General features: G+C 72.7%; 8 protein-coding genes. 1 reads left to right on the top strand and 7 read right to left on the bottom strand.

The genetic code is table 11. From position 1 onward, the window contains the following. Positions 1–119: 119 nt before the first annotated feature. Entirely contained in the window at positions 120–1,514 is a 1,395-nt protein-coding gene (locus OL358_RS12720) for a hypothetical protein (protein WP_264710440.1), read from the top strand. A gap of 120 nt (positions 1,515–1,634) precedes the next feature. Here OL358_RS12720 and OL358_RS12715 read toward each other — a convergent pair whose 3' ends face one another. From OL358_RS12715 to OL358_RS12685, 7 genes are read right to left on the bottom strand one after another with little or no spacing between them, the layout of a single operon-like run. Beyond that, positions 1,635–8,510 carry a hypothetical protein gene (locus OL358_RS12715; RefSeq protein ID WP_264710439.1) on the bottom strand — a complete coding sequence of 2,292 codons (6,876 nt, stop codon included), beginning with the start codon at positions 8,508–8,510 and terminating at the stop codon, positions 1,635–1,637. Further along, positions 8,507–10,441, bottom strand: coding sequence for an ATP-binding protein (locus OL358_RS12710; protein ID WP_264710438.1), 1,935 nt, complete (start codon positions 10,439–10,441; stop codon positions 8,507–8,509). The genes OL358_RS12715 and OL358_RS12710 overlap by 4 nt, the downstream gene beginning before the upstream one ends. Then, positions 10,438–11,934 carry a hypothetical protein gene (locus tag OL358_RS12705; protein ID WP_264710437.1) on the bottom strand — a complete coding sequence of 499 codons (1,497 nt, stop codon included), beginning with the start codon at positions 11,932–11,934 and terminating at the stop codon, positions 10,438–10,440. The genes OL358_RS12710 and OL358_RS12705 overlap by 4 nt, the downstream gene beginning before the upstream one ends. 2 nt (positions 11,935–11,936) lie before the next feature. Next, positions 11,937–12,140, bottom strand: a complete 204-nt coding sequence (locus tag OL358_RS12700; RefSeq protein ID WP_264710436.1) for a hypothetical protein — start codon at positions 12,138–12,140, stop codon at positions 11,937–11,939. Next, positions 12,137–14,170, bottom strand: coding sequence for a hypothetical protein (locus OL358_RS12695; protein ID WP_264710435.1), 2,034 nt, complete (start codon positions 14,168–14,170; stop codon positions 12,137–12,139). Before OL358_RS12695 ends, OL358_RS12700 begins: the two co-directional genes overlap by 4 nt. Continuing rightward, entirely contained in the window at positions 14,167–16,038 is a 1,872-nt protein-coding gene (locus tag OL358_RS12690; protein WP_264710434.1) for a hypothetical protein, read from the bottom strand. The genes OL358_RS12695 and OL358_RS12690 overlap by 4 nt, the downstream gene beginning before the upstream one ends. Then, positions 16,035–18,500 carry a hypothetical protein gene (locus OL358_RS12685; RefSeq protein WP_264710433.1) on the bottom strand — a complete coding sequence of 822 codons (2,466 nt, stop codon included), beginning with the start codon at positions 18,498–18,500 and terminating at the stop codon, positions 16,035–16,037. The genes OL358_RS12690 and OL358_RS12685 overlap by 4 nt, the downstream gene beginning before the upstream one ends. Positions 18,501–18,510: the final 10 nt, after the last annotated feature.

Genomic DNA, 18,510 nt, shown 5'->3' with positions numbered 1-18,510 from the left:
CGACGAAGGTGCGCGGGCACGGCGACCCCCTGCCGGGATCGAGCGTCGACCCGGCGACAGCACGCCGGTGCCCTTCCACACGCCTGCCCCGCGCAGGCGCGACACCACAGGAGTCCTCGATGACGAGAACCACCACCGCCCACGCGCACGGCCTCGGCACGCGCATCGCCGTCATCGTCCTCAGCGTTCTGCTGGCGGCGATGATCTTCCTCTACTTCGCGACCACGACGAAGATCGCCGCGGGCGCGGATGAGCTCGCCTCTGGTGCCGCACAGGCGGATGCCGGGTCGGCCGAACTCGCCGCCGGCGCGGTGACGGTCGCCGACGGCACCGCCGACCTCAACGACGGCGCGGCCCAGCTCGACGCGGGTGCGGCCGAAGCCGCGACGGGTGCGGAAGCCCTCTCGACCGGAGCGGCGTCAGCCGAAGCCGGCGCCACGCAGCTGTCGTCGGGCGCGCAGTCGCTCGCGGTCGGCGCGAGCTCCGCGGCGAGCGGCGCGAGCAGCCTCAGCGCGGGAGCGCAGCGGGCTGCCGCGGGAGCGGCCGATCTCGCGGTCGGAGCCGAGCGCGCGTCCGAGGGCGCCACGACCCTCGCCACGAAGACGCAGCGCCTCTCGGCGGGCGTCGTCGGAGCCGACACGTACGCGCGGGGCGTCCTCGCGAGCCTGTCAGCCGGTGTGACGCCCCAGGTGTCCACGCTCGCCGCATCCCAGGCGGCCCTCGACGGTCTGGCCGCCGGCACGAAGGCCAACGCCTCCACCCTCGCGAACTCGCTCGCCGCCATGGCTGCGGGCGATCCGTCCAATACCTCTCTGCAGCAGCTCGCGGCGCTCGCCGCGGGGGTCGAACTGCAGGTCCAGGCCTTGAGCACCCCCGCCACCAAGGCACCCGCCCTCGCGGCCGGACTCCTCGGCGCTGCCGGCGGTGTCCACAACATCGTCAACGGCGACGCCGCGTACGGGTGGCCGGGAACCGTCGCGCTCGCCGACAAGAGGAACGGCGCACCCGCCCTCGCCGTCGGGGCCGCGAAGCTGCGCGACGGTGTCGCCGACGTGAGTGCCGGAGCCGCGAAGGTCGCTGCGGGCACCGCTACGCTCGCGGGCGGCGCGTCGAGCCTCAGCGAGGGGACGCAGACCATCGCGTCCGGCGCAGGATCGCTGTCGACCGGAGCGACCTCGCTCGCCGCCGGCACGTCGAAGCTCTCCGCGGGCGCGGACGATCTGTCGACAGGGCTCGACGAGCTCTCTGCGGGGACGACGACCCTCGCGGAAGGATCGCAGACGCTCGCCGACGGCACCGCCGAGCTCTCCGCGGGTGCGGCGACACTCAGCGACGGCAACACGCAGATCGCCGACGGCTCCGAGCTTCTCGCTGACGGCGCCAACGGCGCGACGCCCATGGTCCTGCCGTGGCTGCTCCTCGTCGCCCTCGGCGGACTCGTGGCCATCGGCTTCTGGATCGGTCACCGCATCAGCCACCGCCAGCGCGCCGCGGTGGCGATCGCCACCGCGTGAGGCGACGGAGGGTGCGGGCCGCGACATCCGGTCCGTGCCCTCCGTCTTCGCGCGCTCAGGACCGGAGACGGTACGAGAGAGCGGGCTCCCGGCGCCAGGGTGTGCACGGGTCGGCGGGCGTCACTTCGATCCGGTGGGGCTGTCGAGGCTCCGCAGCGGAGGCACCCACATGATCCGGTCGGCAGCGTCGGACCTGCCCGAGGACTTCGCGATCGCCGCCAGGGCTGCTCGCAGCTCACGGGCCTGCTGGACGGTGAGCGCGGAATAGTCCACCACGACGCGCACGGGCTCCACCGACGGTCTTCCTCCGGTGGCGGGCACGCCCGCTTCGACGGCGCTCAGGATGGCCCGCGCGCGCACGTCGGCCTGGAACGCCATGCCGGCAGGCGGCCGCTCGGCGACGAGCACCTTGAACGGCCCGTTCGCATCGACGAGGTGTCCGCGGCCGGGCGCCCACTCGATCCGGCCCGACAGCTGGGAGCCCGGGAGATTGCGGGCGGTGACCACGGCCTCGGCCCGGTCGACCGACCGCGCATCCATGCCGCGGGGACCGTTCGCGAGGTCTTTGAAGAGGATGTTGTCGGCATCCTTGTAGCCGCGGCGCCGGAACCGCTCCACGCGCAGCCAGAGCTCCTCGGCGTCGAGCATCGCCGCCGAGCCGATGGGGTTCGGATCATGGAGAACCCGGATCGGCGCGCCCGACTTGCGCCGGTTGAGCCGCGTGCCGATATCGGACAGGTGATCGGGGTTGACCCGCGTCGTTCCGCTCGTGCGGACGATCACGTCGATCTGATTCCGGTCGAGAGCCCGCAGCGCCGCTTCGACCTGCGCTCGGGTCATCCCCGCTTCGTCCCACGTGCCGCGGTTCAGATGCAGCTGCAGGCGATCGCGCGCGCGCTTGATGTTGGTGCGGAAGTTCTCGTCGATCGCGCTGAAGCTCGACACCTGACCGTCGTAGTGCTTTGCCTCGTAGACGCGCGCGCGGCATTCGACCGCGCCGCCGGACGTGTCGAAACGGAACCACAGATCATCCAGGCCGGCACCCGTCCCCGTCTGCGCGCCGAGCTGGCGCAGGCTCACGGTGGCGGACTCCTCCGCCGCAGCCGCCGCCATGTGCTCGATCCGCGCGGCGAACTCCGCGACTCCACCGCGATCGCGGCCGACCCGGCCCGAGAGCCGCCATTCCTTGCCCTCCTTGCGCTGCAGGATGACCTCGACGATCTCTCCGCCCTCGCGGACGATGACATAGCGCGATCTGCGCGACCCGTCGAGGAAGTGCGGCTCGGCGACGAAGGCGCGTCCGCCCCTCGTCCAGGTCTCCGTCTCGGCGGGGACGGGCGCCGCGGTCGCATCGGATGGGGCGGGCTTCACCGCCGGGCTCGCGGGAGTCGTGTCGACGGCGGGCGCGTCTGCGTCGGTGCTCTTCGCGAAAAGCCGCGGCGGGTCGTCGAGGAACCGAGGTGGTGAGAGATCGCCGGCTCTCATCCGGGCGATCTCGGCCGACCCGAACCCGTCGAGCGTCACGCGCCGCGCCGAGAGCACCTCGACGGCGGTCTCGGCCTCGATGAGCATGCGGGCGAGATCACGGAGGCGATCCGGGTGCAGGCCCGGGTCGTTCAGCTGGGCCCGCAGCTCGGGGATCGTGCGCGCCTGCACGTCGAGCTCGAGGTCGATCTTCGCCCGCCACGCGGCGATCCGATCCGTGAGCGACATCGATGCGTACGCGGCGAGGCGGCGCTCGTCGACAAGCGCCAGCCGCGCCGCGTTCGCGGGGTCGAAGAACTGCGCGACGTGACGTCCCTCCTCGGCGAGGCGCGTGAGGGGAGCGCCCTCGCGGATCACGACGACCGGTTCTCCCTTGACGTTGAGCGTCGCTGCGTACCCGTTGGACTCCGACCCCGTGCGCCGGACGAACTCCGCGTCCGAGAGCACCTCGATCCGCGCCTGCCGCGCGAGCTCGGCGTCGCTGCCGTTGAGTCCCGAGACGAGATGCCCCTTCATCTCGACCTGGAGGGAACGGACGGCGCCCGCATCGATCTTCGCGTCGGCGGCCCCCTGGGCGAGCGCGACCTGGAAGTCCAGCTCGCTCGCCCCGGGATTCGCGCGCAGGAACTGCCGCCGCGCGGCCCACCGCTCGAGGAAGGATCCCCGGTTGGTCGCCGCCTCGACGTCGCCGACAGCGACGGCCTGGCGCGTGGAGCGGAGGACCACCGACTCGCCCGTCACGGCTGCCCCGCCGCGACCGGTGAGCAGCCGGGCCGTGTCCGCGATCCCCGTGAGGAGCCGTGGTGCGTGCGTCATCGTGACGTGCATCGCGGCTCCCATCCCGATGCCCATCCCCGCCGCCGTGGCACCGGCCAGCGCGAAGTTACGCAGCGGATCCCCCTTCCACGTGTCGCGGTTGAGCGCCGCGCCGGTGAGCGCCGTCGGCACCGACTGCGCGATCTGCTCGACCGTGAACGCCCCCATGCGGGCCAGGAGCGGACGGGACGCCCGCTGTGCCGCTATCGCACGCGCCATCATCGTGCGCGCGGCCGGGGTGGCGCCCGCCAGGCGGGGCAGCTTCAGGATCTTGTCGGCGAGGCCCGCGGTCAGCGCGGCGACGATCGCGTCGACGGCGCCGACGAGCAGATCCGTCCGGAAGGCGTTCTGCCCGTACGCCGCTCCGAGCATCGAGTTCTTCACCGCCATCGACGCCGCGGTTCCGGCGAGGGATGCCGCGACGGCCGTGGCGACCGCGACCCACGCGGGTGCGGCGAGTCCACCGGTCGCGATGCTCGTCACGATCGCGACGATGCCGACGACCGCGAGAGCGACCCCGATCGCGACCTTCTGCGCGATGCCCTCGACATGGTCGTCGACCGCGCGCCGGTAAGCGTCAGCGGAAACCCCGACACTCTCGCGCGCCGTCGCGAGGCCGGACTCGATACGACGAAGCGCCGCCGTGTCGCCCCGGTCGCGCGCGGCGTTCCAGTCCCGCATGCGGGCATCGACGCGATCCATCTGGCGTCGCAGGGAAGCGAACTCGTTCGTCACCGCGTCGGGACGATCGCTCGTGCCCCCGAAATACACGTCGCGTTCGTACTCGAACCGCCGGCGTGCTGACTCGTGCTCTTCGCGGGGCGTCGTCGGGACGCCGCGCATCGCCTCGCGGATGTCGAAGGCGTCGCGCTCGAGATTCCGGTCGGCGGTCTCGTCGGTCCAGCCGCCGGTCTCGGACCGCAGGTCTGCGAGCATGTCCCTGCCCGCGGTCGACTCGTTCGTCCGGTACTCGGCCGAGATGCGGGCGAGCTGCTGCGTCGTGCGGTTGCCGAGCCCGGCCATGACCAGCTCGCGGTCCATTCCCCACCCGGCCTGCCCGATCTCGACGGCCCGCGCGGGAGTGAGTCCCCCGCCGGTGTCGAGCCGCGCGAGGGCCTCGGTCTCACCGGCGAACTGCGTCTGCGACGTGACCATGTCGCGGAGCGGATCCGATCCTCCGCCCCATCGCCGGCCGTAGTCGGCCGCGAACGCCGTCCTGACCGAGCCCATCCATTCGGCCGCCAGCGTGCGCGCGAGGTTCTCCTCGGCCTCCTGTCGATATGCCGCCAGCACGCTCGGGGCGGGGGGCGCGCGGATGCCGTCCTGCGTCATCAGGTGCTCGGCCTCCCGGCGGACCGAATCCTGCCGGGTCTCATTGCGCCGCACCTCCGCGAGTGCGTCGTTGTACGTGCGGGTGAGCTCGGCGTTGAGCTCGGAGTCCGAGGTGTAGAAGCCCTCCGTGGTGCGCTGCAGCCGCGACGACCGCTCGCGGGCGCGGTCGACGTCCAGGAGCGACTGGCGCAGATCCAGGGTCGTGCCGTAGGAGTAGCGGGCGACGGCGGTGCGCAGCGCGCTGACTCCTCCGGAAGGAAGCTCCGAGCCGAACTCGACCTCGTAGGCGTTCTCCATCGCGCGCATGCGGCGGCGCACTTCGTTGTCGATCTCGTCGTGCGACCACGTGGGCGGTGCCGAGGCAGTCACCGACCTCCGGATCCGTTCGACGACGGCTTCGGTCGATGCCTCTCCTCCGCTGCCTCGCCTGACCGCACGATCGAATTCGATCGCGTCGGCCCGCGCCTGCAGATCGCGCCGGGTCGCGGCATCCGTCGGATCGGTCGCGTCCGCGGGCCGGTTGAGCTGCACGAGCAGCTGGAGCTCGCGCTCGCCGCGGTCGTCGGCGACAGACCCTCGACGGTCGACCCAGCGCCGCCCGCCGAGGACCTCGGTGAGGTGCGCGCGTGTCGCGGGATCGGCCACGAGGGCGTCCGCCTGCCCCGGTGGCAGATTGCGCACCGCGTCGAGGGCCGCGGCGGGGTCGTTCGAGAACCAGCCGTCGGCGTCGGCGATCACACCGCGCACGTGGCGGCGCCGACCCTCGTCGTCTCCCTGCGCGAGCCCCTGCGCCTTGTCGAAGTCCGACCCGGACATCTCCTCGCCGATGCGCCATTGCAGGCTCTGGTTCTTGATCAGGAAGTACGCGCGGTTGAGGAGCGCGGTCTGGTGGTAGTCGAGTCCCTCCAGCTCTTTGATCGCATCTTCCTCGGCCGTGCCGTGCCACACCTCGAAGGCGGTCCAGAGGCGGTTCACCCGCGCCTCGAGCCCGCCGCCGCCGCCCGGGAAGTAGATGTCTCCGAGCTCACCGGCCTCCTCCGGCGTCGCCGCGGACTTCGCGTAGATCGCCGTGCGCAGCTCCTCGACCTTCGTGGCGAAGTTCACCCCGAAGGTCTCGGTGAGGTGACGCTCGATCAGCACGTTCGCCACGGCCGACATCGGGTCGCCTGGCTCCCCCATCGCGAGGAAGCGCCGGCCCATCTCGAGCTGGGCGTCGTTGAGGTTGATCGCGTGCTCGCGTGTGACGCCGGCGGCATCGTCGAGTGTGCGCAGGTAGGTGGCGGAAGCCACCCGGATGTCGGACATCAGCCGTTCGCGGGTGGTGTTGCGTGCCGCCTCGGCCCGAGCGTTCGTGATCGCCGTGTTCGTCACGTCGGCGTCCGCCGTGGATCGCCGGGCGCGCTCGTCGTCGCTCAGGTGGCGGCGCAGGCGCGTGTCGGACCACGTTCGCACGGCCGCCTTCGCAGCCGTCCCCGCGTTTCGCAGGTTCGTCGCCAGTGTCCCGGCGTCGGTCTCGGTCTGCGTGCGCAGACCCGTCATCGCCGTCGTCAGTGCGTCCACGGCCACGTCGTACCAGAGTCTCGTCCCCTCGTTCGGGGGTGCGCGCGCCGGTCCGCCGGTGGGATGCTGGAACGCGTCGTCTGCCCGCCGATAAGCCTCGCGGTAGGTGGCCGTGTACGACGTGAGGAGCTCGAGCCGCCGGGTCTTGGCGGCATCGATCGCGGCCGTGCCGCGCCCGACGTCGGCATCGATGTAGCCGATCCTGGCCGCGGCAAGCTCCTCGACGAGCGCCGGATCGCGCGAGTACAGCGCACGGCGGTACCGCGCCACCTGTCGCGCCTGGTCGCGCAGTCGCTGCTGCTCGATCCGGGCGTTCTCCCGCTCCGCTTCGCGCGTAAGTGTTCGTGCCGTGCGGTCGACCTCGAGCTCGGCGGCCGTCGTCACCCGTGTCGCACGCGTCGCGATCTCGGCGCGGCGTGCTTCGACAGCCCTGTTGAGGATCTCCGGCGTGATGTTCGCGGCCGCCCGCAACTCCTCGATCTTCGCGTTGATCCCCGTGGTGATCACCGGCTTCCAGGGATCGGTGACGTCGAGGTAGTAGTTCGCGAGCTTGTTCGGCGGGAACGCCAGCCCACGGACCCGGTCGACGGCCGTCGTCACGCGATCCGGGATATCCGCCATGATGAGCGCGAGAACCCGCGCGATCTGCGACGACTCGAGCTCGGCGTCCGCTCTCGGCGGGGGTGGCGGCGGCGGACGGCGGAAGTCCACGAGCACCGGCGGCGAGATCGGCCGCGGCACCGGCGGCGGGACGCTCGCATCCGGCGTCGTCCGCAGCGCGGCCGATCGCCGCGAAGCCTCGGTGCGGTTCGCGGCAGCGGCGTCAGCGGCCGGACTCGCTGTGTCGACCTCGACAGCGAGTTCGTCCGCCGAGATGCTCGACACCTCGCCCAGCGTGGGGACCGTGCCGTCGGGCATCGCCCGCACCGCCGGCAGGGCGAGCTCGGGCAGGCGTTCGTTGAGCGCCGTGCTCAGCGTCGACGTGGCCTGCGGCACGGGGTCGATCTCGATCGGCTCCGCAGGGCGCGGGGGCGGGTAGCGCCCTCCTCCACCGCGCGCGGCGGGCCGTGCTGCTCGCCGACCGGCCGTCGCGATCATCGGCGCGAACACCCGGTCGAGCGGCGCGCGCGGCACGTCGGGGCGCGGAAGGGAGTCGGCGGCGACCCTCGCGGCGGTGACGAGTGCCGCGGGCGTTTCGATGCCGGCGAGGCTGGCGGGCGCGGCGGCGGCCACCGATGCCGCCATCGCTGCGGATGCCGCGCCCACGGACGCGGTCGTCTCATCGCCCGTGACCTCGCGCGTCTCGGTCGAGTCGACCTCGACGACATCGGCGGCCGTCGGCTCCGACGACGCCGCAGGCACGGGCTGCTCTCCCGATGCGCCGGGGGCATCGACCGCGTCGGCCGACGCGAGCAGCGCCCGCTCGCGCTCGGCGGTCGCGGCGACCTCGGAGTCGTCCTGGGTCGTGCGCTCGTAGGCGAAACCGCCGAACCTCGCGCGGGTCGTCGCGCCCGATCCCGTCGCCGCGGCGTCGCCGGGCGGAGCCGTTTCGGTGGGACCAGCCGGTGCCGGGCGCAGCGCGCGCGCGAGCGCCGCCCGGGCCTCGGCGTCGTCCTGGGCGGTGCGCGTATACGAGAAGCCTCCGAAGCGCGCGCGATCCGGAGCATCGCGCAGCCGCCCGGCGGCACGGTTCGTGAGGCCGGGTCCGGCGCGCGCGGACGCGGGCTCGGCGTCGACAGCGCCGGCGTCGACGACGGCGGGACGCCGCCCCCGGATGACGAGAGGCTCCATGACGATCGTCATCGGGCCTCCTGCAGATGAACGCCGAGGTCGCCGAGATCGGAGCGCGTCGGCGTCCTCCCCGCCTTGCTGAGCTCGCGGACGCTCGCGCGCACGAGGTGCGGCAGCCGGATCGGACCCTCGTCGGCCGCAGCCGCGTAGGCCGCGTTGAGCGCCGCCGTGCGGATCGCCCCGCCGGCGAGCTCGAAGTGCTCCGCGACGCGGTCGAGGTCGGAGTCGTCGGCGAGCGGCGCCGCACCGGGGATCGAACGGTGCCAGAGCGTGAGCCGCAGCCGCGCGTCCGGCACGGTGAACTCGACGCGCTGGCTCATGCGGCGCGCGAACGCCTCGTCGAGATGGTGGCTGACGTTGGTCGTCAGCACCGTGACGCCGTCGTGCTCCTCGATGCGCTGAAGGAGGAACGCGACCTCGACGTTGGCCCAGCGGTCCTTCGCCTCCCGCACGTCCCCGCGACGCCCGAACAGCGCGTCCGCCTCGTCGAACAGCAGCATCGCGCCCGAGGACTCCGCGGCCCGCAGCACTCTGTCGATCGCCTTCTCGGTCTCGCCGAGGTACTTGTCGACGACCCGCGCGAGATCGACGACCCACAACTCCAGTCCGGCCGCCTCGGCGACGACGCCTGCGGACATCGTCTTGCCGGTTCCGGACGGCCCCGCGAACAGGATGTGGTAGCCGCGAGAGCCGGGTCGCGACCCGAAGCCCCACTCGTCGAGCACCCGGCCCCGCTGACCGATCGCGGCCGCCGCGTCGACGAGCTGTCCGCGGACATCGTCGGTGACGACGAGGTCGTCCCACGTGTTCCCGACCGGCCCCGGGCGCGCGCAGCTCGACAGGTCCCGCCATGACGTGCGCCGGGCGGCCACGCGGAGCGCGCCGAGACCCGCGGCGCCCTCCCCGATCTGGACCGCGACGCGTTCGGCGGCCTCGTCGATCGCATCGAGCCCGAGCCGGTACTCATGCGCGACGACGGCGACGTCGCGATCCTCGACCACGACACCCCGGTCGCCGAGACTGATGCGCCAGCGCGCGGCGCGGTCGTCGACGCCGGGCGCCCGGACCTCGAGGTGCCGCCAGCGCGCGGGCGCGACCCACGTGATGCCGGCCGGAAGGGAGAGCCCCACCGCCCACCCGAGCGCGGCCGCGGCATCCAGTCCCGCCACCAGCCATGGTTCGGGCGCGGCATCCACCGCGACGACGACCGCGTCGTGCCGGAGTCGTCCGGCCCGCAGGAGCATTGCGAGGTCCCGCTCGTTCCGTGCCGGCCCGACGATGCAGGGGCGTCGCCACGACTCGGCGTGACGCACGTGGTCCGCGCCGGTGAGGAGCACGGGACGATCGAGGTGCGGAGTCGCATCATCGGGAGTCGCCGGCGCGCGGACGACGCGATAGGTGCCGGACGGTGCATCCGGCGAGAGCCCGTCCAGCGCCCGGACGAGCCACTCGTCGGCGACGATCTGTCCGTCGAGGGGCGATGGGCGCCCGGCGATGGGTTCGACGCGCACGAGACCGAGCACCAGAAGCCTGCTTCCTGCGGCCAGGGCGGCGTGGACGTCGTGCGCGCCCGCGCCGACGGCGCCCGCCAGCTCCAGTGCGAGCGCGACCGTGGGCTGTCGCAGGAGGGGGTCGTCCGTGAGACTGGCGACGAGGGGACGCAGGCGCGGCTCGCTCTCGACGGCGCACGCCAGAGCGGCGACGAGGCGCTCCGCGGGAGCGAGTCCGAGTCCGTCCGGCACCTCCAGCCGTGCGAAGGAGTCCCCGAGGTGAGGGGGCCAGGGTGCGTCGTCCGCCATCGCCGCGCGCCAGCTCGCGGCCGCGTCGGCCGGGTCGATGTGCAGAGCGCGGAAGTCGTCCGACCCGCGATAGCGCCCCTCGTGCTCCTGGCGCTGCCATGCCGCCGCGAGCAGTTCGGCGGCCCACACCGTGATCGCGTTCACCCGGTCACCTCATGCCCCACGACGATCCGCGCGTCGATCCACGGCACGTGGAACGCGAAGGCGTCGAGGCCGGCGAGCAGGAGCAGCACGTGGAGCGGGCCGCTCGGGAGGATCGCCTCGACGAGGCCGTCGTCGAGGCGCACGACACCGCCGAGCGGCAGGACCTGCGGAACCACATGCGAGGCACGGGCTTCCGCGAAACCGGTGAGATGCCGCAGGAACTGGCGCAGCAGCGCGATGCTCAGCATGCCGATCGGCGCCGCGCGCGCCGTCGCCGGCGAAACCCATTCGGCGTCGAGCGGATGCTGCCATCCGAGGTGCGAATCCCGGGCGATCCGCTCGGCACACGCTGTGACCGGCCCGGCGAGCAGTGCATCCCAGTCGTCGGGCTCCGGGACGTGCGCGACGCCCGCCGCGACGCCGAGCGCGAGGTCGGCGGCATCCACGCGATCGCCCAGGACGCCTCCGAGAACGGCCGCGCGGACCGCAGCGGCGGCCGCTGTCCTCGCCATCAGCTCGGGCTCGTCGGCAAGGAGCTCAGCGAGGTCCGGGAGGAGGAGGAAGGCCGGGGCTCCCGCCGCAGCGAAGACCGCGGGACCGGTGTCATCGGCCGGCGTGCGCGACGCGACCGGGCCCTCGACGCCCGCCCCATCGACCACGGTGGCTCGCTCCTCGACCGCCCGGGCCGCCGCCCGTTCCGCGACGGTGCCCGCCTCCGCCGACGGCATCGCGGGCTCGAGCCGCCAGATCGCGGCGACCAGGCCGGCGTCGACGGGACGGGAGGCCGCCAGGTCGCCGATGAGATCGAGCCGCGCCCGCGCGCCGGAGGCGATCCGAACCGAAGGGCGGCCGGCCGCGTGCGCGAGCCGCAGCGCCCGCGCCGCCGACACCGCGGCGAGCGACTCCGCGGGTGCGGTGACGCCGGTGAGCCGTCGTTCGATCGCGACCGCGAGACGGTCCAGCTCCCCCGGTGCCGCGGCCGCCAGCATCCTGGTCCAGCCCTCGACCGTCGCGAGCTCGGCGATGACCTCGATCAGCTCGATCTCGGCGATGCGGGCCGCGGCGGGAAGCGCGTCGAGCGGCGTCAGGGGACTCAGGTCGGCGAACCGCTCGAAGACCCATGATCCCCCGTGTCCCGCGAGGCGTGCGCGGACATAGGCGGCCACGTATGCCGCGCGCGAGGCGAATCGCACCGCATCGGAGGAGGGGCCGCCTGCGACCGCCTTCGCGACCGCGAGTGCGATACCCGCCGCCACTCGACGGGATTGCACGAGAGGATCGGGCTCGCTCGCGGGAACGGCGATCCGCACGTCCACCCGGCGCAGCACCCAGAGCGCGCCGGGGTCGACCGCGGCGAGCGGCTCGAACGCGTCGTCGACGACATCCGCGAACGGCCGGGCGAAGGCCCGCTCGAGGGCGACGGCCGGTCGAGCGCCCAAGCTGCGCGGGACGAAGCCGCGCAGTCCGAGACGTCCCAGCGTCGCCCGAGCCATGCCTACTCCTCGGACGCGGGCGCCAGCAGCTCCGTGAGGACCTGGATCGCCCCCGACAGCCGCAGCAGGTTCGCCACGAGCTGCTCGCGCTGCCCGTCGTGCTCTGCGAGCGCGGCCTCGCCCTCCGCGAGCTGACGCCGCAGGAGCACGAGCCTCGTCTCGGCCGCGAGCTCGAGGTCGGTCCTGGAGTCCTGGTCCGTCGTCATGTCGTCTTCCTTCCGATCGCGATCACGGTGATGCCGACCGCGTTGTTCCCCTCGGAGCCCGCGTCGGACTGCGACAGGAACGCCCGGCCGTTCGCCCCGGAATTGCTGAACGCGTCGACTCGAGCCCACATCGTCTGCGGGATCACGTCGGTCGAGGGCGATCGCGACGGGTTCGTGCTGAACAGGTCGCTGCCGGTGACCACGGCGAACGCGTTGATCACCACGAAGACCGTGAAGCACTCGTCGAGCGCCGAGCCCCAGTTCCACGACCAGGTGCCGGGAGTCCCGGCCGCTCCGGTGAACCCGTTGGACACCTGGAGGTCGTTCTTGATGACCTTGATCACCGACTCCACGGCCGCCTGACCCGGGCCGCGCACGCGCATACCGCCGCTGACCTCGAGATCGGATGCCGCGCCCCCGCCTCCGACGAAGACGTCGTTGCCCGTCGACCAGTTGAGGAACAGATGATCGTCGGCGTCGCTGAACGCGGACTTGCCGTTGACGTGGCGTGACTTCACCCAGCCGTTGCCGCCCGCGCCGACGGTGAGGTTGGTCGACACCTTCTCGGCGCCGAACACCTCGAGGGTCGAGTCCTCGCCGAGCTTCATCGCGAGCGTGCCACCGGCACCGGCGCCCCCGCGGACGTCGGCATGCGTGCCGTCGCGGAACCACGCGAAGTCGGCGTCCGTCCGGAAGTAGAGCGTCCACGGCTGGACCCCGATCCCGTACACGGTCGTCCCGGTCGCGCTCCACAGCTTGAGCATCTGGTGGGTGACGGCGCCGAAATCCAGCGAGCCCTCGGCGTCCAGCACGAGACGCGGCACGAGCTGCACGCCCGCCGAGTTCTTGCCAGGATCGAGCGGCTTGTCCTGGTGCGATCCGCCCGTGTACCACGCGAACATGTTCGGACTGCGCTGATACAGCACGCCGTCCTGCGTGCCGAAGCCGTAGTCGGGCGTGTTCAGCTCGATCTCCTGACGATGGGTCGTGCCCATGTCGAGCGGTCCCCGCGGTACGCGCACGCGCCCATCCGCGATCACCTCCGCGACCGGATCGGGGTCGGCCGTGTCCGCAGTCGTGCCGACCGAGAGCGAGACGTCGGCGGCCGGCGCGTCGCCGAGGGTCAGGCGCAGGCGATGCTCGCCGCCTGCGGGACCGCGGTCGCGCACGAGCGTCAGCGGCGGATCCGTGACCGAGCCGCCGGCGTCGTACGTGAACCGGATCGCATCGCCCTCCATCCAGAGCTCGCGCTCGGCGTTGATCCTGCCCTGCGCGCGCACGCGTCCCTCGACGATCGCGAAGTCGGCCGCGTCCGTGTCGGCCGGGGCCGTGCGCCGGGCGACGCGGAGCGTTCCCGCCGGGGCGAGCACGTCCGCCGCGACGACGCCGGCGAATCTGCGTCCTTCGGTGAGCCGTCCGCCGGCCGGCCGGAAGCGGCGGGCGGCGCCGTCCCACAGGAGCGAACCGAGCCGCACGAGCCACCGTGCGATCGGCGGCTCCTCCGGGAGTTCCTGGAACGGGACGGAGGTGTCGGCGGGGATGCTCGATCCCGGCGAGGGCTCCGGGATCGCGACCTCACCGGCGACGAGCACGTCGGTGTCGGGATCGACGGGATCGACCACGAGCCGGAACGTCTCGATCGCACGCGTCGGCTCGCCGTCGGCGCAGTCGTCGGTCCAGCCCTCCGGCGTCGGTGCGGCGCTGGTCTGCGCGAACTGGATCCATACGCTGCGGTGCGAGTTGTCGAGGAAGGCGTTGAAGAGGTTCGTGTCCACCGCGATCCGCTCGAACGAGACGATCTGACGCCCGTATCCGTCGACGGCGAAACCGGGGGTGAGGAAGACGTCGACGAATCCGGAACCGCCGGGGTCCGCCACCTCGACGAGCTCGAGCCCCACGATGAGCCCCCACGTATGCTCCCCCACCTCGTGCCTTGCGAGCGAGCGCCGATGGTAGGCCTGCTCTGCGACGAAGTCGGCCGCCGTGAGGAACTGGCCCTCGCGGTAGACCGGGCGGGCAATCTCGGTCATCGCTCGGCCCTCCGTCCGAGGTCGACTCCCTCGCTGCCGCGAACCCCGACGACGCGTCCGCCGTACGAGTACAGGGTCGCCGCGCCGCCCTTGCGCACCCTCGGGACGGCGTCGAAGGCGAGTCCCTCGCCGCGTTCGGCGACCTCGACGACCTCGACCTGGACGCCCTTCTTCTCGAGGGCGGCCGCCGCGGTCGCGACGTCGGCGTGCAGGTACGAAGCGAGCCGGATGCTGCCCTTCGTCCGCTCGAGCGAGCGCTCCACCCCTGCCAGCACTGTGCCGACCCGCACCTTCGTCGCCATCGTCCGCGCCCGGTCGCGCCACAGCTTGGGGAGCGAGAAGTCGTCCGAACGGATCGCGGACAGGATGTTGTCGTACCGCCAGCCCGAGGAGGACGTCTTCGCGCCGAACGGGAATCCGCGCCGGAGGTTGTCGGGCCGCCGTTCGTCGGGCACGCGCACCTGACGCCCGAGCCCCAGCGGGAAGCAGCAGAGCTTCGCCGCGAGGATGCTGAGGACCGGTCCGATCGGCAGCCAGTACTCGCGATTGACGAACGATCCCGCATACCGGCGGCAGGCCAGATTGCAGATCTTCGTGACGACGCCGTCTTTGACCGTGAGGCACGCGAGAACGATGCGGTCATCGCACGCCGCTCCGGGCACCGGGGGCAGCGCCGAATAGCAGACGCAGTCGCGGAGGTACAGCACGACGAGCACGATGAGCTGCTGCAGGGCGAGCGAGAGCCGGGCGAGGAACTGGCTGTCGGTCTCGTTCGGACCCTGCGGCGAGCAATCGATCGACGAGAGCTCCTCGGGGAGCACGCACTGCGTGCGCATGGGGTCGTTCTGGTACAGCTCGAGCACGTTGGCGTAGAGCTGACAGACGGCATCGCGTGCCACGCCCTGACTGAGACCGACCTGCCCGCCCATGGCGACCGAGAGCGCGCTGGACTGCATGGGCTTGGAGAGGCCCTTGGTGAGCACGGGCTGGAGGTGTCTGATGCACTCCAGGACCTTGGCGGGGAAGGTCCCGCCGATCGCGCTCTCGAGGGTCCCGCAGTCCTCGTCCTTGGGCGAGACGCCGAACTCGAGGTACTCGTACACGCGGCTCGGTTCGCACGCCGCGTCACGCGAACCGCGCGAGGGCGCCTGCTGGCAGCCGCACGTCGTGGCGCGCGACGAGGTGCCGCCGGCGCCGCCACCGCACCCGCATCCGCCCTTCGACGTCGCCGCCGTGCTGCGTCCCGCTCCGAACGCGGTGCCCGACCCTGTGGATGAGCTCGCCGTTCCCCCGCCGCTCTTGCCGCATCCGCAGCCACCGGGGCTCCGGGATGCGCCGCAGCCGCATCCCGACGGCGCGGCGCCGCCGCCGAGCGGAGTGAGAGGACGTGCCTGCTGCTCCTTGTAGCGCACCCACAGGCACCACGTCTGCTCGCGGTCGTCGCAGCCGTCGGCCCGCGGGTACCGCGGCGGGTCGCAGTCGTCGACCTCGACCCGTCGCGAGCAGCTCGCGATGAGCTTGCCGACGTCGACGCTCACCGTGTCCGGGAGCACGATGTCCGCGCCGCAGGGGTCGATGGCGTAGCCCGGGCGCACGATCACACCCGGACCGCAGCCGTCGCACTCGACCTGCAGACCGACGACGACCCCGTACCCGTGGAGGTAGCGGTTGTGGAGCCGCTGCTTCTCCATGAAGTACGTGGTCAGGCCGGTGAGCTCGGTCTCGGTGAGCAGCTGGCCGGCGAAGAACCGGGGACGCACGAAGGTGTGCAGCCCCTGGCAGACGGGGCAGGTGCAATCGCATCCGTGGGATCTCTCGGCGGAGGCGCCCGACATGCGGCGCATGTGCGCCGAGTAGACGGTACTCATAGCTGCGGCTCCCTTCCGAGGATGAACCAGCTCTCGAACGTCCCGCCCTCGATGAGGTCTCCAGTGGGACAGCGCTTGGTGAGCCCGGGTCCGAGGTGATTGCCGTCCAGCGCCAGCTGACCGACGCTGCCGTCGAGACGCTGGTCCTCGCGGACGCTGAGGATCGTGTCGCCGTCCAGGATGACCCGGTAGATGCCGTCAGGCAGGTCGCCGTCGACCCACATCCGCACGGCGTTGGCGTCCCCGTTGGGGGCGGGCTGCGGATCGGGGAGCTCGCGGACGATGTCGCCGCACCCGAGGTCGACGCGGATGGGATCGACGAACACGGTGAGGCCGGTCCAGCGGTACCCCTGGCGACCGTCGATCTCGTCGTCCTGCCGGAGGTACACGGCGCACGACATGCGGTCGAGCGTCGAGACGTCCATCGGCTCGCTGAAGACGACGACGATGCCGACGTCCCGCAATCGCCGGGACGGAGCCGGGGTGCGCACCTCGCCGCGGTGCGGCCACGAGAGGGCGACGATGTTCGGCAGACGCACCGCGAGCAGATCGGTGCCCGGCGCACCCGGCGGACCCTGCGGGCCGGTCTCGCCCTGGGGGCCCGTCTGCCCCGGCGTGCCCGGCTGGCCCGGGATCCCCTGTGGTCCCGGCTGCCCCTGGGGCCCCGGGTCCCCCTCGGGTCCCGGCTCGCCGTTCAGCCCGGGTTCGCCCTGCTCGCCCTGCTCACCCTGCGGGCCGGCCGGCCCCGGAGGCCCGGTCGGACCGGCCGGTCCGGCCTCTCCCGAACCCCCGGCAGGGCGGGCGAGCAGGCACCTCACGGTGTCGGCGAGCTGGCTGATGCTCGGCAGGTGTCGGCGGCCCGCTGTCGTCAGCGCGGCCGAGGCGAACTCGTCGCCGGGAGACCAGTTCTCGATCGTCGTGAGGACGATGCAGTCCTCCCCGCACGTCGGACAGTCGCCCGGCGACAGCGAGCAGGCGAGCACGTCCGCGTCGAGCACCGCGATCCCCGCGGTCTCGGGCTGGCCGGTCGTCCCCGCGTACCCGACGAGGATGCGGCTGCGCGGCGGATCGATCGCGATGGTCGTGAGCTCCCCCACTCCGACCGGCGCTGGCTCTCCGGCGGTGCGCGCCGCCGAGTTCAGCCCGGCGACGTCGAGCACCCGGACGGCGCCCTGGCCCGCGGCATCCGTCACCGCCACAGCGGCCCACGCGCCGTCGGTGCTCTCGGCGACGGCGACCGGGGTGTCGACGACATCGCCGACCGAGCCGGTCGCCGTGATCGTGCCGGCCGTCACATCCACCGTGTACTGCTGGGCGGTCGCGTCGGAAGCGACGCCGAGGATCCGCTGCTCGCCCGCGGCCGCGACGATGCCGAGGCCGACGATGTCCGGTCCCAGCGCGACGACCGTGGCCGAGGTGGCACCGGACTTCACGAGGTGGGCCGAGCCGTCTGCGCAGGTCACGACCGCCGCCGTGGAGTCCGCGAGGATCACGACCGCCCGGCCATCGGCGGCGACGGGCGCGGTGACCGGCGCCGAAGCGGTGCCGGTGTCGACGTCGGCCGGCCAGGAGAAGAGGGTCGAGGCATCCACGTCGAGCGCCGCGACGCCGCCCGTGCCCGGTGCCGCCAACCGCACCGCGCCCGAAGGGGCTGCGGGAAGTTCGAGAGTCGTGATCGGCGCGGCGGGTGCAGCCGGATCGAAGACCAGGACGGCCTTCTTCGCGGCCACGGCGACGTAGACGCGATCGCCCGTGCGACTCACCGCAACGTCGAGGCCGGCGGCGGGAAGGGTGAGCGCGCCCACCACTGCGCCGGTCGAGGCGGTGAAGGTCATGAGCGTCGAGCCGGCCAGCGCGTAGAGACGGTCGCCGCCGGAATCCACGGCGAACCGCCCGGCGCCCGCGAGCGACACCGTCGCCTGCCACGTGAGCACGGCGGGCTGGACGGGTGCCGGCAGCGGGGCATCCAGCCGCACGCCGAACGCGTACGAGTCGAGGATGCGATTCGGCCGGGCGCCCATGTCGTCGCACGGCTCGAGGAACGCTTCGACATCCTCCGTGAGGCACTCGCGGTAGCCGATGCAGAGCTGCACGCGGTGCGGGCCGGTCAGCGGATCGTCGCCGTGGTCGGCCGCCCATGCCGCCCGGACGAGATCGGCGAGCGGCACGACCTCCTCGTGCGTGAGCAGGATCTCGTGCCCGCAGCAGTCGATCGCGAGCCCCGGCCCGACGACGACGAGCTCCTCACGGCACGCAGGATTCGGATGCTCCGCCACCTCCAGCCCGCACACGATGCCGTAGCCGTGCAGGTACTGGTTGTGCCGCGTGATCTTGCCGAGCAGGTAGCGCTGCTCGTCCGTGAGGTCTCGCTCCGTGAGCAGCTTCCCGGTGAACCACGTGTTGCGGGCGAGCTGCGGGGAGCCGCATTCGTCGCAACCGGTGCGTTCGAGCGTCTTGGTCACCAGTGTCTCC

The organism is Microbacterium sp. SSM24 (assembly GCF_025989145.1).
Taxonomy (GTDB): domain Bacteria; phylum Actinomycetota; class Actinomycetes; order Actinomycetales; family Microbacteriaceae; genus Microbacterium.
Note: the sequence above shows the minus strand (reverse complement) of the source record. Positions and strands in the feature narration are given on the sequence as shown.